The organism is Cyclobacteriaceae bacterium, assembly GCA_030584025.1.
Taxonomy (GTDB): Bacteria; Bacteroidota; Bacteroidia; order Cytophagales; family Cyclobacteriaceae; genus UBA2336.
In genome coordinates, this window is the sequence record CP129487.1 from 2,148,786 (window position 1) to 2,168,415 (window position 19,630).

Annotated in this window: 20 protein-coding genes; 3 read left to right on the forward strand and 17 right to left on the reverse strand. The window is 44.4% G+C overall.

Features of this window, described 5'->3' with window-relative positions; all coding sequences use genetic code 11:
• Window positions 1–100: 100 nt before the first annotated feature.
• Complete coding sequence (locus QY309_09530) at window positions 101–955, forward strand: class II glutamine amidotransferase (GenBank protein WKZ58109.1); 855 nt, start codon at window positions 101–103, stop codon at window positions 953–955.
• A 52-nt stretch (window positions 956–1,007) separates the two neighbouring features.
• Entirely contained in the window at window positions 1,008–2,207 is a 1,200-nt protein-coding gene (lhgO, locus tag QY309_09535) for an L-2-hydroxyglutarate oxidase (GenBank protein WKZ58110.1), read from the forward strand.
• 72 nt (window positions 2,208–2,279) lie between these two features.
• Here lhgO and QY309_09540 read toward each other — a convergent pair whose 3' ends face one another.
• Complete coding sequence (locus QY309_09540) at window positions 2,280–3,065, reverse strand: hypothetical protein (protein ID WKZ58111.1); 786 nt, start codon at window positions 3,063–3,065, stop codon at window positions 2,280–2,282.
• Between the two features lie 66 nt (window positions 3,066–3,131).
• Window positions 3,132–3,518, reverse strand: coding sequence for a RidA family protein (locus QY309_09545; protein WKZ58112.1), 387 nt, complete (start codon window positions 3,516–3,518; stop codon window positions 3,132–3,134).
• A gap of 20 nt (window positions 3,519–3,538) precedes the next feature.
• Here QY309_09545 and QY309_09550 point away from each other — a divergent pair, with 20 nt between their 5' ends.
• Window positions 3,539–4,678, forward strand: a complete 1,140-nt coding sequence (locus tag QY309_09550; protein ID WKZ58113.1) for a ThiF family adenylyltransferase — start codon at window positions 3,539–3,541, stop codon at window positions 4,676–4,678.
• Here the strand turns inward: QY309_09550 and QY309_09555 are convergent.
• From QY309_09555 to QY309_09625, 15 genes are all read right to left on the reverse strand, one after another.
• Window positions 4,675–6,057: a sodium:solute symporter family protein gene (locus tag QY309_09555; protein ID WKZ58114.1), complete on the reverse strand. Its 1,383-nt coding sequence runs from the start codon at window positions 6,055–6,057 to the stop codon at window positions 4,675–4,677. The genes QY309_09550 and QY309_09555 overlap by 4 nt on opposite strands.
• Before the next feature lie 29 nt (window positions 6,058–6,086).
• Window positions 6,087–7,097: a DUF5777 family beta-barrel protein gene (locus tag QY309_09560; protein ID WKZ58115.1), complete on the reverse strand. Its 1,011-nt coding sequence runs from the start codon at window positions 7,095–7,097 to the stop codon at window positions 6,087–6,089.
• A 5-nt stretch (window positions 7,098–7,102) separates the two neighbouring features.
• Window positions 7,103–7,642, reverse strand: coding sequence for a YceI family protein (locus QY309_09565; protein ID WKZ58116.1), 540 nt, complete (start codon window positions 7,640–7,642; stop codon window positions 7,103–7,105).
• Window positions 7,643–7,645: 3 nt separating this feature from the next.
• Window positions 7,646–8,464 carry a SprB repeat-containing protein gene (locus QY309_09570; GenBank protein ID WKZ58117.1) on the reverse strand — a complete coding sequence of 273 codons (819 nt, stop codon included), beginning with the start codon at window positions 8,462–8,464 and terminating at the stop codon, window positions 7,646–7,648.
• An 8-nt stretch (window positions 8,465–8,472) separates the two neighbouring features.
• Entirely contained in the window at window positions 8,473–9,831 is a 1,359-nt protein-coding gene (locus tag QY309_09575) for an outer membrane beta-barrel protein (protein WKZ58118.1), read from the reverse strand.
• Window positions 9,815–10,360, reverse strand: coding sequence for an RNA polymerase sigma factor (locus QY309_09580; protein WKZ58119.1), 546 nt, complete (start codon window positions 10,358–10,360; stop codon window positions 9,815–9,817). Before QY309_09580 ends, QY309_09575 begins: the two co-directional genes overlap by 17 nt.
• A 418-nt stretch (window positions 10,361–10,778) precedes the next feature.
• Window positions 10,779–10,973 (reverse strand): hypothetical protein, encoded by a 195-nt coding sequence (locus QY309_09585; protein WKZ58120.1) that lies wholly within the window; start codon window positions 10,971–10,973, stop codon window positions 10,779–10,781.
• A gap of 55 nt (window positions 10,974–11,028) precedes the next feature.
• A complete protein-coding gene (rplT, locus tag QY309_09590) occupies window positions 11,029–11,373 on the reverse strand; it encodes a 50S ribosomal protein L20 (GenBank protein WKZ58121.1) in 345 nt (114 codons plus the stop codon).
• Window positions 11,374–11,492: 119 nt separating this feature from the next.
• Window positions 11,493–11,693 (reverse strand): 50S ribosomal protein L35, encoded by a 201-nt coding sequence (rpmI, locus tag QY309_09595; GenBank protein ID WKZ58122.1) that lies wholly within the window; start codon window positions 11,691–11,693, stop codon window positions 11,493–11,495.
• Between the two features lie 24 nt (window positions 11,694–11,717).
• A complete protein-coding gene (infC, locus tag QY309_09600; protein WKZ61693.1) occupies window positions 11,718–12,275 on the reverse strand; it encodes a translation initiation factor IF-3 in 558 nt (185 codons plus the stop codon).
• Window positions 12,276–12,385: 110 nt separating this feature from the next.
• Window positions 12,386–14,323 (reverse strand): threonine--tRNA ligase, encoded by a 1,938-nt coding sequence (thrS, locus tag QY309_09605; protein WKZ58123.1) that lies wholly within the window; start codon window positions 14,321–14,323, stop codon window positions 12,386–12,388.
• Between the two features lie 44 nt (window positions 14,324–14,367).
• Window positions 14,368–16,875, reverse strand: coding sequence for a DUF5686 family protein (locus tag QY309_09610; protein ID WKZ58124.1), 2,508 nt, complete (start codon window positions 16,873–16,875; stop codon window positions 14,368–14,370).
• Between the two features lie 61 nt (window positions 16,876–16,936).
• Complete coding sequence (locus QY309_09615) at window positions 16,937–17,578, reverse strand: ElyC/SanA/YdcF family protein (GenBank protein WKZ58125.1); 642 nt, start codon at window positions 17,576–17,578, stop codon at window positions 16,937–16,939.
• A 31-nt stretch (window positions 17,579–17,609) separates the two neighbouring features.
• Window positions 17,610–18,299, reverse strand: coding sequence for an RNA methyltransferase (locus tag QY309_09620; GenBank protein WKZ58126.1), 690 nt, complete (start codon window positions 18,297–18,299; stop codon window positions 17,610–17,612).
• A 2-nt stretch (window positions 18,300–18,301) separates the two neighbouring features.
• Window positions 18,302–19,615 carry a nucleoside transporter C-terminal domain-containing protein gene (locus tag QY309_09625; protein ID WKZ58127.1) on the reverse strand — a complete coding sequence of 438 codons (1,314 nt, stop codon included), beginning with the start codon at window positions 19,613–19,615 and terminating at the stop codon, window positions 18,302–18,304.
• Window positions 19,616–19,630: the final 15 nt, after the last annotated feature.

Consider the following 19,630-nt stretch of genomic DNA (forward strand, 5'->3'; position numbering starts at 1 on the left):
CTGACATCAATGTTCTATTTGGGAAACTTACAAATTTTTAGCCTCTGGGCTACTGTTTTTGCCCACTAAAGCCTCTATCTTTCCTTAAAATCACTTCGCTATGTGCCGTCTGATGGCTTACAAGGGTACCTCCATCCTGTTGGATGAGTTGCTCTACAAACCCAAAAACTCCCTCATTAACCAAAGCATAAACGCCAGGGAATTGGAGGAGCCCCTGAATGGCGATGGCTTTGGCGTGGGTTGGTATTCACATCATATCAGTCATGAACCCGCCACCTTTGTTTCGTTAAACCCAGCCTGGAGCAACCGGAACCTCCGTAACCTGGCGCCTAAAATTCAGTCGGATTGTATGTTGGCTCATGTTCGTGCAGCCAGCGTGGGTGAAGTATCAGAAGCGAACTGCCATCCGTTTCAATACCGCGAATTGCTGATGGCCCATAACGGGGGTGTTGAAAACTTCGGCCGCATCAAGCGCGATATACGCGCACAACTAAGTGATGAACTTTACAATTGGATAAAAGGCCAAACCGACTCTGAGCATATCTTTAGTCTGTTGGTAAACAGGCTGAACACCGAGCATCGCGAATTTTCTACTGATGCGGTTACGGATGCATTTGAATACACGTTTCACCATGTAAAAAGCCTGATGAAAAAACACGGTATTCATGAAGAGGCTTACCTGAACATGGTGGTGACCAACGGGCACTTTATTGTGGCCACACGTTTTGTTACCGATGACAAAGCCGAGCCACTCACCTTATACCATTCCGAAGGAAGCAGATATGTAGTAGAGGATGGCATATCGCGGATGGAAGCACCGAAAGATGATGATGAAGCGGTATTGGTGGTCTCGGAAAAGCTTACGGATGACAGTCACTGGACCATGATTCCAAAAAATCATTTTGTGATTGTAGAGCATAACCTGAACGTTCGTATAAAGCCAATTAAGGCTTGAGTCTACTTTGAAGGCAGCTTTGGGTTGAGTAGTTTCGCCAAAATTTTTTTTCGTGAAAAAGGATGTACTGGTAATCGGTGGCGGCATTGTTGGGTTGGCAACCGCCTGGCAACTGCTGCAGAAAAATCCTGCGTTAAAACTTACTGTTTTAGAAAAGGAAGATGAGGTTGCCAAACACCAAACCGGTAACAACAGCGGTGTAATCCATTCGGGTTTATACTACAAACCCGGCAGTTTAAAAGCCACAAATTGCATCACCGGTTATAACCTGCTTGTTGAATTTTGTAAAATCCATGGAATACCCTTTGAGCTTTGCGGTAAAATTGTTGTAGCCACAGAGAAACACGAAGTGCCCCTTCTTGAAAACCTGCATAAGCGCGGTCAACAAAATGGACTGCAAAACCTAAAGTGGCTGAAGGCTGAAGAACTGAAAACATACGAACCCCATGTGAATGGGGTTGCCGGCATATTCGTTCCTCAAACCGGTATTGTTGACTACAAAGTCGTTGCCGAAAAGCTAGCTGAATTAATTCGCGAAGCTGGCGGAGAAATACACCTGAGGGAAAAAGCACTTGAAATAAAATCCGAAGCTTCACACATACATGTGGAGACCAACAAGAAATCGCACCACAGCAGTTTATTGATTAATTGCGCGGGTTTGTATTCTGATAAAATCGCGCGACTGACATCACAGGTTAATGTTAAGATCATTCCTTTTCGGGGAGAGTACTTTAAGCTGGTAAAAGAGAAAGAATACCTGGTGAAGAATTTGATTTACCCGGTACCCGATCCAAACTTTCCTTTTCTGGGCGTACACTTCACGCGTATGATGCGCGGAGGTGTGGAAGCCGGACCTAATGCTGTGCTGGCATTCAGACGTGAAGGCTACAGCAAGTCGCAAATTCATTTGGGTGAACTCGCTGAATCATTGGCATGGCCAGGCTTTCAAAAAGTTGCTTTCAAATACTGGAAAACCGGACTCGGAGAAATGTATCGTTCCTTTTCAAAGGCAGCTTTCACCAAAGCCCTGCAAAAACTTATTCCGGAAATTCAAGAGCATGATTTGACGGATGGTGGAGCAGGCGTACGTGCACAAGCCTGCGATCGAAACGGAGGATTGGTAGATGATTTTATGATCCTGGAAGAAAAACAAGTGATTAATGTATGCAACGCGCCCTCACCGGCAGCAACTTCTTCACTTTCTATTGGTAAAACAATATCGGAGCTTGCGTATAAAAAATTAGAGAATTAGGTAAAGTTAAAGCATATGGGCTCTCAGCCAAATCCCAAATCCCAAATCCCAAATCTAAAATCTAAAATCCTATCACTCATCCCATCCATCCCTGACCACCGGTTTAAAAATACGGAATACCAATCCTGCCTGCACGGCCCACACCTCAATGGAGTTATAGTATTTCTGATACACCGCGCCCACTGATAAATTTCCATGCAAGGCACCGGCACTGAAAACCTGGTGCTGATACTGCACGCTGAATTCCCTTCGTGGGTTTGCGCCTGTATCCCAATCTTTTGAAAAGCGGTATTCAAACCCAATCGCTTTTGTTTGATCCGGAGCATGCACACCCAACATAAATGCGCTTTCACTAAAGGTTTGCTCCCCACCAAATGTTTCCTGCATCACACCTGTACCTGCACGCAGCGTAATAAACCGGCTTGTGATGAGGTTAATCTGTATGATCTGCCAATCGTTGGTGCGGATGTGCTTATACCCATCCACATCATCTTCAATCAGGTAATTCATTCGGAAGTCGGTGGAGAATAATCCCCAGTTACCGCGCACTCGCGGCCACAGCAAATAATAGCTTGAAGGTTTTACCCCGCCTTGCAACATCACATCCAGCGATACCATGGATGGATAGCGCGATCGGTCATCACTTAATTTCGCTCCCTGCCATTGAAATACTCCATTGAACAACAGATCTACCATGAAAAAACTACCTCCGCCACCACGGCTTCCACCATCTGAACCAGAGGAGCCTCCTGAGCGTGATCGCTCGGAATTATCCTTTGACGCTGATTTAATTTCATCAACCTGGCCGGATACGGAAAGGGATAGTAGCAGCATTAAGCCAATGAAGAGGGTTTTCATCGGGATGTGGGTTTAACAGGAAGGTAGCAATTATTTTGCCATTATTTGATAGTCTTTACTGTCAGCTTAACTATTTCCAACCACACTTGCCTCAATCTCCACCAAATACTCGGGAGAAATGAGCGCCTTTACCTCCACCATCGTAGTTGCCGGTTTAACCGAATGAAAAAACTCGCGGTGGGCACGACCTACTTCTTCCCACCGTGAAATATCGGTAACAAAAATGCGGGTGCGTACCACATCGTTTAATGTAAAACCTGCCTCAATAATAACTTTCTCCATTTTCTGAATGATGAAACGGGTTTGCTCATACATATCATCCTTACCCACCAGTAAACCCTGCTCATTCACAGCCACCGTACCGGTAACCTCCAATTGATTGCCCACGCGTACGGCACGCGAATACCCCACAATATCTTCCCATTTGGCCCCGGTCGAAAAATTCTTTCTCATGTGTTTTGTATTTTTGATTTGTGAACAAGTTAACACCCGAAGAATTAACTCGCTACAGTCGCCACCTGGTTTTGAAAGATTTTGGATTGAAAAATCAGGAGAAACTAAAACAGGCTTCCGTTCTGGTGATTGGCGCGGGCGGATTGGGTAGTCCGGCTTTATTGTATCTCGCTGCCGCAGGTATAGGCAAAATCGGCATGGTTGATTTTGATGTAGTTCAGGAATCGAACCTGCAACGCCAGGTATTGTTTTCAACGGAAGATATTGGGGAGAATAAAGCTACAGCAGCCTCCCGTCATCTAAACAAACTCAATCCTTTTGTAACGGTTGTTTCAATCGCTGAACAGCTAACCAGTGAAAACGCAATAGGTATCATTCGTGATTACGACCTTGTTCTTGACGGGTCGGATAATTTCCCAACACGTTACCTGGTGAACGATGCCTGCGTGCTGTTGAATAAACCCTTGGTCTACGGATCAATTCTTCAATATGAAGGGCAACTTGCTGTTTTTAATGTTCCACTAACAACAGGAGAAATATCGGCTAACTATCGCGACCTGTTTCCTGTCCCCCCCCAACCACATGAAGTACCCAACTGCGAACAAGCCGGTGTGTTGGGTGTATTACCCGGCATGCTGGGCAGCATGATGGCCAACGAAGCCATTAAACTGATTACCGGCATCGCTGAACCAATGGTAAATCGCCTGATCATTGTAGACAGCCTTTCCTTGGAAATGATGACCGTGAAAATTCCGGATCGGAATTCACGCGCTGACATAAAAAAACTAATCGATTATGAACAATTTTGTGGCATAAATCACGAGAAAGATAAATCTTTGGGCATGAAGGAAATTACCGTACTGGAACTGAAACAACTGATAGATACAAAATCTGATTTTCAATTGATTGATGTTCGTGAAGGCTATGAATATGACCAGGCCAACATAGGTGGAGAGCACATTCCCATGGCCGAAGTTCCGCATAACATTGATCGCATTCAAACCAACAAACAAGTGGTTGTTCATTGCCGCAGTGGCGGACGCAGCGGAAACATTATTCAGTGGCTTGAAAAGAATCATGGATTTGAAAACCTGTACAACCTGAAGGGCGGCATTTTAGCGTGGGCCCGCGAAGTAGATGATTCATTGGATGTCGGCTAACTTTTAGACTGATCAGGCCAAATCATACTTCCTGCAACCATGGCAAGCAGACTAACCAAAACCGCAGGTACTAATGATGGAATTTCCAGTGGAAAGAATTCAAAGTAAATCCAGGTTGCCATTCCTGAAACCATAGAAAGAATGGCACCTGCTGAGCTACTTCTCTTCCAATACATACCCAAAGCCATTGGGATAAACAACGAAACCAGGCTAAGGATGGAAGCCCCTCCTACCAGGGCGTAAATATCCGACTTCATACACGCCAATATGGTGGCTGTAATGCTCACCGCTAATAAAGTCAGTCGGGTGATGCGTAGAAACTGAACATCATCCGGTTGTTTTTTTAAGATGGGTTTTAAGATGTTCTCAGAGAATACAGCTGCAGGTGCCAGCATGGCTGAGCTCGTTGTACTCATAATGGCAGATAGCAATGCACCAAAGAACAACACCTGAACAGGCATGGCCGCATGCTCCAATACCATGTTAGGTAACGTGAGTTGTGTGTCTCCTTCAAGCGTTTCCGGATAAAGGTATTTGATGCACAAACTGATAAACAACGGCAGCATGGCAACCGTGAGATAAAGTCCCGCTGCGTAGTAGCACGATCGCTCAGCGATTTTTGGAGAGCCAGATGACATGGCTCGCTGAAACACATCTTGTGAAGGAATGGAACCCAGACCCAAAACCGACCACGCAGCTAAATACGAAACGATGGCAACTCCATTGGGCTCTGGAAAGAATTTAAAATTGTGCGCAGGTGCCGACTGCAGCACATGCATCACCCCTCCTGCCTTTGAGGCCAGCAACCAGGCCAACACACCCAACCCCAACACAATGATGATACTCTGAACAAAATCGGTAATGGAAATGGCCCACATGCCACCCACAAACGTGTACAGGGTAACTACAACCGAACTAATCACAATCCCTTCCCACATGGGAATACCGGCTACCACATTCAAAATTAATCCAAGCGCCACAAGCTGACCAGCAATGTAGCCGAAGTACGATGGCACCATAAAAATACTGGAGATAATTTCCGTACGCCTGTTGAAGCGCACACGAAAATAATCACAGAGTGTTAACAGATTCAGGCTGTATAGCTTTCGGGCGAAAAACATTCCGAATAAGAGCAGGCACAAGGCAGCACCAAATGGATCTTCAATTACGGAATACAATCCACCCTTGAGAAACTCAGAGGAAGCCCCAAAAACTGTTTCCGAACCAAACCATGTTGCAAATAGTGCAGAGGTACTCAGTACCATGGGCAGGCTTCTGCCAGCCAACATGTAATCACTGGAGGTTTTAACCCTACGGGCAGCCCATACACCAACCAGCACGGTTATAATCATGTACAGAATAATGGAAGTCAGCAGCAACTTTCTTCAGCAGGTTTAAGCTGCGAAGATTACTTTTTTCTGCTTAACTGAAAAGTACGGGTGACGTTAAATCCGAAATGAATGTCGCCATCCCAAAAATTTCCACTGGTTTCAGCAACCACCGATCGTTCAATCAAACCTAGCGAGTTAGTAAATACCAGTTGAAAAACGTGGCCTCCGGTTTCAATATCAATACCAAAACCAATCGCATTGTATCGTTCATAAGCCGGAAGATCATTTTCTCTTGAATTCAGTCTGATGAGATATTCAGCAGTAAACGCCATGCTTCTTGAAATCTTTTGACGGCCAGCAAAACCGAGCGCAAAATCATCGTTATTTTCATACTGCTGATCAACGGTGTTTCGATGAACAATGATGGGATTAACCTGCAACGACAGCCCTGGCGTAAATTTTCTGGCTATCAGCAACTGCCCTACGTACGAAATCCGGTCATTTGCAGTAATCGGCACAATGCTTTCGTCCTTTTTGGGCGATGATTTGTAATTCAAAGTACCAAGTGCAGTTACGCTAACAGGAATTTTACCCGGATGCTGTGCTAGAAGTTTGTACCGTGCAAATGCATCAAAAGATTTATCAATGGAATTACGACCCAACCCCACTCCAAGCCTATCCGTAATACCATATTCCAGTCCAAGGCGAACATAGGCATCATCCAGTCCCCATAAGGTATAGGCACCTTGATTGATCCGACCAAACCGATGTGAAAAAATAAATTCCAACGTTCCTTTTGGTCTTGTCTCAACCGATTGAAGATTAATGACCCGGCTTCCTTTAAACGTGGCAATTGTTTCGTTTGTCACCGGTTCTTTCGTTAAGTCGTTTAATAAATCATCCTGAGCTGATGAGAGGATTGAAATCAAAATAAAAATCAAGCTTAAAATGGATTGACTCATCTTCATGCCAGATTCCCTTTGCTTCGCGATACCTACCGGATTATTCACGGCCTTTTCTTTTTCCTTTTGATCTCGGATTTTGGATAAATCCGGAGTTGAGGCAACCTGTTTAATGAAAATCTTCATAAAAATTACCGGGGTTTATACACAAGGTCTACCGTTACCTCAACTTGCTCAGCAATGTTCTGCCAAAGTATTTGAGGGATTTTGATTTTGTAATCAGCCAGCTTGATCATGAACGTTGATTTCATGGAAACGCCTTGTGTGCTAACTTCTAATACTCCCGGAATCTCAACTGACTGCGTTACCCCATGAATGAACATTTTACCTGTTGCCCGTACCTGCTGCTTACCTGTTTTTGATGCATCAAAACCTTCCACCTTTCCGGAAAAAGTAGAGCGGGGATACTTTTCTGACTCCATATACTTTTCATTGAAGTGCTGCTGCATCAGTTTTTTCTCAAACTGAAACTGATTATTAGGAACAGCAAACGCAATTTCACCGGTGGTGACATCAAATGCACTGGTTGTATGCTTGTTTTCAGCCTTTATGTTCTCCAACGTGGCTTCTGAAAAAAAGGTGATGACGCCTTCGCTCAACACATATCGCTGTGCCTGGGCAGAAATAGCCACCACCCCTAACCAAACCAGGAGAATACTTTTACTCAACATGAATCAATTAGCACCACTATCAACCCAACAGGCAATCAGTTTAATCTGATCTGCCGTCAACGCTCCGCCAGGTGCAGCTGATCCGCCCTTGGGCATGTTGCCACTTGTTGTATTGGATTTTATAGCAGCAGCATTGCTCTTTGCCGTATTAAAGTCAAACCAGTTACCATTATCAGGATGACAACCGCTAAACTGACATTTGGCTTGAAAAATAGCCAATATATCCCCGGTGTATGTGATGCCGGTATTACTGGCTACAGAAGCATTAACATTTATTGAACAACCCGCATCATCTTCAACTGTGATCACATAATTGCCTGCACTGAGTCCATTAAATGTTGCCACTGATCCAAACGCACCACTACCCAATTTATATTGGTAAGGAGGTGTACCTCCTGTTACGTTGGCAGTAACGGATCCATTGGGCGATAAACAGTTTGTCTGTGCTTCTATGTCTGGCGTACCAGCAACTGGTCCGGAAGGAGCAGTCAACACTACTGCAGCAAGTTGCTTTTCACATCCCCGATTATCTTTTACACTGATGTTGTATGAGCCTCCACCGAGGTTGCTAAAGGTGGCATTGCTGCCATAAGCACCGGTACCGATTTTAAATTGGTATGGGCCCTGTCCGCCAGTTGCCGAAACCTGAATGGATCCATTATTCGTACCACACTCAGTAGGATCATTATCAGCAACCAATTGAATGGCCAGGTCAGAAGTATTGCAATCAAACGGCTCTGGCTCATCACCACTCGAACAACTTACATACACGGTAACGCTCATAACCGCTACTGCACTTAACAATCGAAAAGCTAATCTCATAGGCGGGTCTATTTTGTATTTAAAAAATTGTATTTCAGGTTAAAAAAAGCCCCAAAACTGGCCAGTGAAACATCACCTTCACCCACACCGGCCAGCGGGGCTTTATAAAACGGCTCCAGTTGAATGGCCCATCGGGTATTCAACTGCTTATTCAAGCCAACTGAAAGATTCAGCATGCTGAACCATTCATTATTTTTTCCGCGTATCGTTTGCTCGTATGTATATACATTACCGTATCCACCTTCCACATAATACACGTAATTCTCCCTGCTCATCAAGTAGGAGGATGCACCCAACCCTGCATAAAGCGACCAAGTTTGTCCGGGTGAAAAGTTGTAATACAGCATTACAGGAACATCCCACATGCGGCAATCTCCATCAACCCTGTCGCTCGCCTGACCATAATACTCTATGTCGCGAGCGGAGTAAAACTTATTAGCCCGTATTAAACCAGTGGCTACCGAAATATTTTTAGTTAAGTTGTATTCAACCAGCAAACCATAGTTCACCCCCAGCTTGTCGGGTTGAACGGATTTTACGGTTGAGTAATCAGGTGAAATCGCAAGCTTTACAGCAAAGCCACGATAAGCTTTCGCTGACTCATCATTTTTATCAGCACCTTCTTTCTTATCTTCAGCAATATGAGCTTCCGGTTTACTTACCGGCTCTTCCTCAACAGCTATTGAATCAGTTGATACCAAAACTGTTTGATTGCTGCTCATGGCAACCGTGCTAGGCTTTTCAGTAAATTGCTGTTTCTCAATTTTATTTTCCCGTCCTTCTTCAGAAATACCGACAACTGAAAGATCTTTCTGTTCGTCAGGTGATATTTTCGTTTCAACATTCCGTTCCCCCTTCCGCCCACTTGAAATTTGTGTTTCCTCAACTTCTTTATAATTATCGCTCAATACAGCAATCTTTTCTGGTTTCGAAAAGGAATTTGATTTCGAAACAACTTCATTTTTGCTGCTACCACTGATCGAACGATCATTGTCTTTTTCAGAAATTCCAAAATGAGTATCAGACACCTCATCCGTTGATGCACTGGACTCAACGGACTGTAGCGAAGCATCATCCTCACTTTCCTGATGGGCAATGTCTTTACCGTTCTGCACTTGTTTTGCTGATGCCTGAACTTCATCTCCTTCAAACCTCGTTCCCAATCCCCACCAAACCAAAACCACTACAGCAAGTCCGAGTATTGATCCGGTTATAGCCGTTTTGTTTTGCCAGAAGAACCCGGCTCGCGTTGCCTGATCCAACCGATTGTTCATATCGGTCCAATCGGGCATAGCCGAGTCACCCTCCGATTGCTCAGCCGCGCGCTTAAAAAGATCATCCAACTCCTGATCAGACTGATTTTGCATAACTTCCTTCATTCATTTTTTCCAACATACTTCGTAGTCGCTCCCTGGCCTTTGAAAGGTTTGACTTCGATGTTCCCTCTGATATTCCAAGGATCACTCCGATTTCTTCATGCGTATATCCATCAATTGCATACAAGTTGAACACCATGCGATACGCGGGTGTCAGGCTTTGCACCATCGCCATCAACTCCTTATGCGATAGTTCCTCCAGCGCAGTGGATCGCACAATAAACCGATCGGCTACTTCTTCTACTGCTTGTTGATAGTAATGTTTATTTTCTTTGCGATAGAGATCAATTGAAGCGTTGATCATAATTCTTCTGATCCACGCTTTAAAAGAAGTATCCGGTTTATACTGATCTATCTTTTGAAAAATTTTCATAAAACCATCATTCGTTACTTCCCTTGCCTCCTCCGTTGTTCTGCAATACCGCAAACACACACTGAAGCAATAGCCATAGTACTGATTGTACAGTTGGCGCTGGCTTTCGCGATCGTTTCGTTTGCATCCTTCAATCAGGGTATGCATGGGTGATGGGTTCGGGTCTTGAAAATCCTACACAGTACGGATGGTTTCAGTGAAGGGTTGCCTTCGGAAAAGAAAGTTACGAAGGTTTACAGCGTTAATGCAGCGGGGCTTAAAACGAAAAACCCCCGAAGTCCTTGACTCCGGGGGTTAATCTTGTCTATAGTTGGCTTTAATCTGTAACAAATGTAAGGGGAGCCATTTTATCTACAATTCTCTAATCGCCAGTCGGCTAAAATTGGGGATAGAATGTCGCTAATCCGGATAAACAGTGCCCTAAAAAATGAAAATCCCCGACATGTTCACGACAAGGGGGATTTTCAAAGTCTACAGTTGGCTTTAATCGAGGATAAAGGTACAATAATTTGTCGCAAAAGCAACTTAAGTTCAGTTTTTCAGGCAAATGCGCGCCATTTTTTAGTCAATCTGGCTGTTTCGTAGTGATGGTATCAGCTTGTACTGAATCGGGCTTTATAAACTTGTCCTCGATCCGCTCTTTCAATTGTGGCCTGGAACCAGGAAATGTGGTTCTGGTGGCGATATCATAACTGGCATAAAACAACAACACCAGAAATACGATTGCGAATCCGAGGAATATCTTTCTTGAACGTGACATGTCTTGAAACAGGAAAGGGGCTGACGCCCCTTCTCCCTTAATTTGATTTAACTGATTACTTAACCTTCTTTACCACTGCATCAAACGCTTCGCGATGGTTCATGGCCAGATCGGCCAATACTTTACGGTTAAGATCAATACCGGCAGTTTTAAGTTTACCCATAAACTGCGAGTATGACATACCATGCTCACGCACACCTGCATTGATACGGGTAATCCAGATGGCACGATACTCTCTTTTCTTTTGCTTGCGGTCGCGGTAGGCGTACACGAGACCTTTTTCTACGGCATTCTTTGCTACCGTCCATACATTCTTCTTACGGCCGAAAAATCCTTTCGCCAGTTTAAGAATGCGTTTGCGCTTGGCGCGCGATGCTACGTTGTTTACTGATCTTGGCATTTTACTTTACATTTTTGGTTGTTGGCGAATCTTCTGTTTCAAGAATGCTTGGATGCCAAAAACCGGGTTAAACATGTATCCCGAATTTTTCGGGACTAAACCGATTATGATACAAGCGCTTATACCGCGTAAGGAAGCATGAACTTTACGTTCTTCATGTCTTCAGCACGTACTACAGCTTTGTTACTTAATCTTCTCTTTTGCTTGGTTTCCTTCTTTGTCAGGATGTGGTTTTTAAACGCACGCTTACGCTTCACTTTACCGGTACCGGTAACCTTGAAACGTTTCTTTGCGCCTGACTTGGTTTTTACTTTAGGCATCGTATCGAATTATTAAATCAAACTTTATTTTCCCTTACCCTTCGGCTGTACCAGTAGCGACATCCGCTTTCCTTCCAGTTTGGGCATTTGTTCTACCTTTCCATGGTCTTCCAACCCCTGAGCAAACTTCAGCAACAAAATTTCACCGCGCTCCTTATAAACAATGGTACGCCCTGGAAAAAATACGGTTGCTTTTACTTTTGCTCCTTCCTGCAAAAAGTTGATGGCGTGCTTCAGCTTAAAGTTGAAATCATGCTCATCGGTGTTTGGGCCAAAACGAATCTCCTTCACCACCACCTTAATGGCTTTGGCCTTAATCTCCTTCTGTTTTTTCTTCTGCTCGTATTTAAACTTCGAGTAGTCGGTAACCTTACAAACCGGAGGATCAGCATTTGGGGAGATTTCCACCAAATCAAGCCCTTGTTCCTGGGCTATTTTCAATGCCTCCTTTACGGGATAAACATCTACTCTGACATTTTCTCCTACTAACCGTACCCTAGGTGCGGTAATCCTTTCATTTATGCGATAGGGCTCTTCGGGTCTGAATGGGCCCCTTCGAAAAGGTCTGTTTGTCTGGTTAATGATACGTTCTCGTGTTTAAATTCAACAACATTTATGCTCAAATGAGCCTATTTTCCTCAAAAAACAGGGTGCAAATATCGGTATATTATTCAGATTTCAAAATTCTGAAATCAGTTCCTAGGGGCAGCCGCCTGGGTCTTAAAGTCCTCGACAAACTGCTCAAACGGCATTGAACCCGCATCACCTTTACCATGTATGCGCACCGAAACCTTCTTCTCGGCTACTTCCTTCTCCCCAACAATTAACATATAAGGTATTTTCTTAACCTCTGCATCGCGGATTTTACGTCCAATCTTTTCATCACGATCATCTAATAATCCCCTGATATCCATAGCCTTAAGGGTATTATAGATTTCTTCAGCATAAGCATTGAACCGCTCTGATATCGGCAATACCGCTATTTGATCGGGCGATAGCCAAAGCGGGAAGTTACCTCCACAATGTTCTATCAACACGGCAACGAACCGCTCCAGTGAACCAAATGGCGCCCTGTGGATCATTACCGGCCTGTGGCGCTGATTGTCTGAACCCACATACTCCAACTCAAAACGCTGGGGTAATTGATAGTCGACTTGAATGGTCCCCAACTGCCAACTGCGGCCCAAGGCATCCTTCACCATGAAATCGAGTTTGGGGCCATAGAAGGCCGCCTCCCCTTTTACGGCTACGGTTTTAAGGCCTCGTTCGTCAGCTGCTTCCTGAATTTCACGCTCTGCACGATCCCACAGTTCATCATCGCCAATGTACTTTTGCTTGTTTTCAGGGTCGCGCAATGAAACCTGTGCTGTATAGTTTTCAAAGCCCAGTGAGTTAAACACATGGAGCACCAGATCAATCACCTTAATAAACTCATCCTTCACCTGATCGGGGCGGCAGAAAATGTGTGCATCATCCTGCGTGAAGCCACGAACACGAGTCAAGCCATGTAGTTCACCGCTCTGTTCATACCGGTACACCGTACCGAATTCGGCAAGGCGTATTGGAAGATCTTTGTATGACCGGGGTTTTGAATTGTAGATCTCGCAATGGTGCGGGCAGTTCATGGGTTTGAGTAAGAACTCCTCTCCCTCATCTGGTGTATGAATAGGCTGAAAGGAATCTTTCCCATATTTCTCATAGTGGCCAGAAGTAACGTACAGGTTTTTACTTCCGATGTGTGGTGTAACCACCGGATCGTACCCGGCCTTTACCTGTGCTCTGCGCATGAATTGCTCAAGGCGTTCGCGAAGGATAGTACCTTTGGGCAACCAAAGCGGTAAGCCCATGCCCACCTTTTCAGAAAACGTAAACAACTCCAGCTCTTTACCAAGCTTGCGGTGATCGCGCTTTTTGGCTTCCTCCAAAAGATGAAGGTATTCTTCAAGCTCCTTCTGTTTTGGAAAGGTAATGCCGTAGATGCGGGTGAGCATCTTATTTTTCTCATTGCCACGCCAATAAGCACCAGCAACGTTCAACAACTTAATGGCTTTAATAAAACCGGTATGCGGTATGTGCGGACCTTTACATAAATCCGTAAAGTTACCCTGCTCATAAAACGTAATGGTTCCGTCCGTGAGCTCGCTGATCAGTTCAAGCTTGTATGGATCATTTTTCTTTGTAAAAAATTCAAGCGCTTCATTTTTGGTTACCTCACGTCTGGCGAATGAACTTTCCTTTTTGGCCAGCTCCTTCATTTTGCTTTCAAGTGCCGCCAAATCTTCTTCACCAAAAGGCTTATCACCCAAATCCACATCATAGTAAAATCCATTTTCGATAGGCGGACCAATGCCGAACTTTACACCGGGGTGCAGCGCTTCAAGTGCTTCGGCCATCAGGTGGGCAGAAGAATGCCAGAAAGCATATTTTCCTCCCCCATCATTCCAAGTCAGGATTTTTACAGCTGCATCTTTTTCGATGCTGCGCGAGAGATCCCGGATTTCTCCGTCTACTTCAATCGCCAAGGCATTTCGGGCAAGGCCTTCGCTGATACTCTTTGCAATGTCAATTCCCTTAACGCCAGATGGAAACTCACGAATGCTCCCGTCCGGCAAACTAATCTTAATACTCATTTCGATTTTTTAAAAACAGGTGCAAATATAGGCAGCCCAGCGCTTTAAAGCTTGAATTGCGCGGTAAACAACACCCCGAATTTTCGGGCGCGGTCGTTTTCGAGGTAGCTCAGGCGGTGGACAAAATCTACACGCAAAAACTTAAAGATATTTTCAACACCATACCCCAATTCAATGTACGGCCGGTCGAGTGTTAAATTGCTGTTCCCCACCGGAAAGGGAAGCGGTTCGCTCATAGCCAGGTTTTCGTCATTCAAATCGCCATATATCACATTGGCCAAACCCGTCAGCCTCCACTTTAGCTTGCGCATCAAAGGAACACGGTTAAGCAAAAAGCCTTCGAAATACTGGCGGTACTGCAGCGATACAAAACGATCACTGAAAAACTCACCAAAGTTCATCAAACTGTAAATCACATCGGTATAGAACGGTGTTTCATTTCCAATGTGGAAGGATAACAGCGGGTATGGCAAGGTTCCGTTAATGTACTCTCCGGTAATGGTAGCTTTACCCGTTCCCAACGGACCCATGGGAAGTTTCTTTAAAATTGAAAACCTGTATTTATCGTATTCAAAATCACTTCCGCCAACACCTTTTAATCCGCGCGTATAGCGCAACGTAATGATCGGCCACTTTTGGGCTCCCAGACTTACCCGTTCATTATCGTATTGCAAAAACAATTCATCACGCGCAAAGCGGGATTCGAGAATTACTTCTGCTGTTTGAAAATTCTGCTGCAGGGATGTAATGTCTCCGGGATTCGAATAGTACCCAAAATCAAAAACCGGCTTAAAGGTGTTATACCTTACGGCAATGCGCTGCGAAAAACCTTTGATCAACTCGCGCTGAAAATTAAAACGGCTCTCATCAAAGTAATACCCACGCCTGAAAACCCCAAAGCGGGTAGCGGCAAGAAACAGGTAATCATCCGCCAGGTTTTCATCATCAATACCTACCCTGCCCAAATCACTTCGCACCCGAATGCTCATGGTGGTCCATCGCTTGCGATCAATAATGTGCTGAACAAAAGCTGAGTACTTTATTCGTTCATCATCAAAGCCATATCCTAACTGCGCACCAAAGCTTATCTTTTTACTAAAGGAATAATTTGTTTTAAATCCGGATTGAATGCGCACGCCTTCAATGTCGTTCAAGGCAACAAGACTCAGGTATGGCCCAACATCAACCTTACCTACTTTCTTATATCCATTGATGAGGATTTTTACAATATCGATGTATGTTCTTACCACCGGAATGTGCTGAAGCGTATCGATCATTCGATAGACATTCTTTTCCGTTTCGGTAAGTGGATCGTGACGAAGTTTATTCCAATGATCTTCATCATTCATGTTGAGGATGTATCCTTCATCCAGTATAATTTGCTTCTCATAAAATTTCGGATCCTTTGGCTCATTCACCACAATATTTCTGTTGGAGGTGTAGAACTTAGCAAGCATTCCAGCCCATTGATCACGAATTTCCCCCGCATCCACCAACACCCTGTTTTTAACCGGTATCCACGCGCCTCCTTCTGTTTTGGACAGCTCTTGTTGTATCTTGATTTTTTCAATAAAGTTCAGGTTCGCTTCTTTGCCTACGGTTACTTCAATCCGCTTAATAGCATATTCATTTTTGGTTATCCACATGGTGCCAGTAAAGGCTAGCGCTTGCGGACTTTTTGGAAAGAAATCCAATCGGTAACAGTAATCGCCATCCACGTCCAGGCTGTCCATCAGGTCATATTCATAGTACAACCTCCAGCCATCAGCTATTGGAGATACAAAATCCTTATCGAGAATATTCAGCCAGTTTTTGTAAAAATTATATTCCTGAAAAGATGCGCCCACCAACTGGGCCATCAACGAACCATCCTCGAAACCGATGCCGCTGATTTTCGTTTCCTTAATGTTCTCAAACTTCAACTCCGGGTTGTTGCGGTAATAAAATTTAGAAACACTTTCAGAAATGAATACAGGCAATACCGGTTTTCCATCTTCACCCGCAATCTGTTGAATACTATCCATTACCTGCGTAATGCGTGAGATCAGTTTCTTCTCTTTGAATTTGTCGGTGATATTATCGACATCAATTTCAATTTTTGAATAGGAATCAAATTCATACGCACTGAGTTTACGCTTGTCGTTGAACTCTTTATTTTTTACCACATTGCGGAGCACCGCAAAAGCCGGGTTCTCGCCAGCCATAATAACAATATCGCGCAGGCGCGTCACTTCCTCCTCAAGCTGAAAATTGATTGTTTGCGTAATCCCCCTTTGTACCGCTTTTGTTCGGGGTTTATAGCCGATATAACTGGCTTGTAACGAATCAGTCGGGGAAGTTGTGCGCAATACATAGTTCCCATCAAAATCGGTAGTGGTGCCAATGCTGGTACCTTTAAATACCACGTTGACAAAAGGAATCGGATCCCCGGAAAAAGCATCCGTAATCTTACCCCGGATAACGGTTTCCTGGGCAAGAATTACAGCCGGAAAAAGTATAAGCCAAACTAAGACCTTTAAACGGGTAGTCAGACGCACAATATTGGAGTACACACGCAGTGGTTAACTTCAAAAATAATCAATTAAACTGTTTGAAACCGGAATAGGTTTCAGATCACGAAATAATAATCTCTTCTTTTTCACCCAGAAACTGCGGATTTGTCTTAAAAACGTATAGATCCAAAACTGCCTTGGTGCGCGCAAAGTATTCGCGAACACGTACTTTAAGCGAGGATTCAAACTCCGGCTCAGCGGCTACCATAGCCACCGCATCAATGCCGTAATAATTGCTGATGAATAACGCCCGGTAACTGTGAAAGGTCTGGGTAATGATCATGATTTTTTCCTGACCAAAAATTTCCTTGCTGCGCACCACCGAATCAAGCGTTCGTAAACCGGCATAATCCAACGTAATGGAACGGGTAGGAACACCGCGTGCAACCAAGGCTTTCTGCATTTCAAGCGGCTCGTTATAGTAACGTGTGCGGTTGTCTCCGCTAACAATAAAGTGATCAATTTTACCAAGCTGGTACAGTTCGGACGCGCGATCCATCCGGTGTTCAAAAAAAGGATTTGACGCGCCCCCAACAAGCTTATGACTGGTACCCAAAACAAGCGCAACCCGGTGGTCACCTAATTGCTCAGCATCATAGAACACACGATCTTCTGTACTCTTGACTACCCAAATATTTGAGCCAATAAAAAAGAAAAGAAAAGTACTTACCAGAATATACAATACGCGCTTTGCCCGCTTCATCGAGAGGAAATTAAAACCAACTGGCAGCAAGTTAAGGATTTGTCCGGAGAAACTCCTTTTCAATTATTTCAGAACGCTTCACCATTTTTTTATACCAGGCCAGCCTGAGTTGATCCTTTTCTTCAACGCTTAGCCCATAGTTTTCTTGTGCTGACTTGAGCTTTGAAATTGCAGCACTCAAACAAATGGCCACACTGGCAGAAATATTCAGACTTTCCGTAAACCCGTACATAGGAATTTTTATCCGATGATCCGCATACGTTAATGCATATTCCGAAAGACCCTCCAGTTCATTGCCAAAAATAAAAGCCGCCTTACTGGCACAGGGATCAATGTCGTAAACCGATATACTTTCAGCACCCGGATCGGTGGCATACAGTGTATAGCCATTATCCTTCAATTGTCTAAAGCAAGCTTCCGTGTTGTTTTTGTTTTTTTGTTTGTATCGATGCAGGCTTAACCACTTGTACGATCCCTTCAACACGTACTTATTTACTTCATACTTCGTTGTATTCTCAATAATGTGAATATCCTGAAGGCCCATACACTCGCACGTGCGCAAGGCTGCACTGGCATTTTGCGATTGATAGATGTCTTCCAATACTACCGTAACTTGTTTGGTGCGTTCGGTTAATACCTTTTCAGCAAATTCTTTCTTGTGCTCAGAAATATATTGAGCGAAATGTTCTAATAACAATTGTTCCTGCCGGGATAATGGCATACTTAACTGAACAAAGCTCCTGCAATGGTAGCGGTCATCATGGTGGCCAGCGATGCTGCCATTAGTGCACGCAAACCAAGTCGTGATAAGTCGGATTGCCGATTGGGTGCCATGCTTCCAATACCCCCAATTTGAATGGCGATAGAACTGAAGTTGGCGAAGCCACAAAGCGCGTACGTAGAAATGATGATCGATTTCTCACTTAATACATTCATGGATTTCATTTCGGCAAGGCCGAGGTAAGCCACAAATTCATTGATTACTAATTTTTGACCAAGCAAGCTGCCGACATAAATGGTTTCCGACCATTCCACTCCCATGATAAAGGCAAACACCCGGAAAATCTGGCCAAAAATATACTGAAGAGAAAACCCGTTGAAGGCTCCGTTGGTAGTCGACTGAACCCATCCGTTTAATCCCGTCCATGCACCGATTCCATCTACCAATATCCAGTTCAAGGCATAAATGATGGCGATAAACGCGAGCAGCATGCCACCGATATTCAGCGCCAGCTTAATTCCATCTGATGCACCTGTTGCAAACGCATCAATCACGTTTACGCCAATGGAGTCTTTGCTTACGTTCAACTGCCGATCGATTTTTTCGGGTTCGTTTTCCGGTAAAAAAATTTTGGCCATCACAATAGCCGCGGGCGCATTCATGATGGAAGCAGACAACAGATAAGTCGCGAATTTTCCATACTCCTCCGGATTACCTCCACCTAAAAAGGTGATGTAAGCGCCCATTACACTGCCTGCAATCGTAGCCATCCCCCCCGTCATCAAACAGTGCAACTCCGATTGCGTCATTTTGGAAATGAATGGACGAACCAGCAAGGGTGCTTCGGTTTGGCCCAAAAAAACATTGCCTGCTGCCGACAAACTTTCTGCACCTGACAAGCGCATGGTTTTGGTCATGATCCAGGCAAAGCCGTAAACAATTTTCTGCAATACACCCAGGTAATACAATCCGGCTGTTACCGAAGAGAAAAAAATCACCATGGGAAGCGCCTGAAAGGCAAACAAAAATCCAAGTCCGTGGCGGGTGCCCTCCTGGTTATCGCTGTTGAATGCCAGATCACCAAACAAAAATTGAGCACCACGTGAAGCAAAACTCAGGAATGTAACAAAACCATCGCCCAAGGCGCTGAAACCTTGTTGCACCACAGTAACTTTTGAAATCAGCAGCGCGATAACGATTTGAAGTATAATGCCGGAAGTAACAAGTTTCCAGTCGACTTTTTTACGATACAGAGAAAAGGCAAAAGCAATGGCTATGATCACACCAATGCCTATCAATCCGCGCAGGTAATCCATTCTGTTGTCGGTTTA

What these genes read in the sequence shown, in the direction of transcription:
- QY309_09530 (WKZ58109.1), top strand. Translation starts at nt 101, where the DNA reads ATGTGCCGTCTGATGGCTTACAAGGGTACCTCCATCCTGTTGGATGAG.
- QY309_09540 (WKZ58111.1), bottom strand. Translation starts at nt 3,065, where the DNA reads ATGAAAACCCTCTTCATTGGCTTAATGCTGCTACTATCCCTTTCCGTA.
- QY309_09545 (WKZ58112.1), bottom strand. Translation starts at nt 3,518, where the DNA reads ATGAGAAAGAATTTTTCGACCGGGGCCAAATGGGAAGATATTGTGGGG.
- QY309_09560 (WKZ58115.1), bottom strand. Translation starts at nt 7,097, where the DNA reads ATGAAGATTTTCATTAAACAGGTTGCCTCAACTCCGGATTTATCCAAA.
- QY309_09565 (WKZ58116.1), bottom strand. Translation starts at nt 7,642, where the DNA reads ATGTTGAGTAAAAGTATTCTCCTGGTTTGGTTAGGGGTGGTGGCTATT.
- QY309_09570 (WKZ58117.1), bottom strand. Translation starts at nt 8,464, where the DNA reads ATGAGATTAGCTTTTCGATTGTTAAGTGCAGTAGCGGTTATGAGCGTT.
- QY309_09575 (WKZ58118.1), bottom strand. Translation starts at nt 9,831, where the DNA reads ATGCAAAATCAGTCTGATCAGGAGTTGGATGATCTTTTTAAGCGCGCG.
- QY309_09580 (WKZ58119.1), bottom strand. Translation starts at nt 10,360, where the DNA reads ATGCATACCCTGATTGAAGGATGCAAACGAAACGATCGCGAAAGCCAG.
- QY309_09585 (WKZ58120.1), bottom strand. Translation starts at nt 10,973, where the DNA reads ATGTCACGTTCAAGAAAGATATTCCTCGGATTCGCAATCGTATTTCTG.
- rplT (WKZ58121.1), bottom strand. Translation starts at nt 11,373, where the DNA reads ATGCCAAGATCAGTAAACAACGTAGCATCGCGCGCCAAGCGCAAACGC.
- rpmI (WKZ58122.1), bottom strand. Translation starts at nt 11,693, where the DNA reads ATGCCTAAAGTAAAAACCAAGTCAGGCGCAAAGAAACGTTTCAAGGTT.
- thrS (WKZ58123.1), bottom strand. Translation starts at nt 14,323, where the DNA reads ATGAGTATTAAGATTAGTTTGCCGGACGGGAGCATTCGTGAGTTTCCA.
- QY309_09615 (WKZ58125.1), bottom strand. Translation starts at nt 17,578, where the DNA reads ATGAAGCGGGCAAAGCGCGTATTGTATATTCTGGTAAGTACTTTTCTT.
- QY309_09620 (WKZ58126.1), bottom strand. Translation starts at nt 18,299, where the DNA reads ATGCCATTATCCCGGCAGGAACAATTGTTATTAGAACATTTCGCTCAA.
- QY309_09625 (WKZ58127.1), bottom strand. Translation starts at nt 19,615, where the DNA reads ATGGATTACCTGCGCGGATTGATAGGCATTGGTGTGATCATAGCCATT.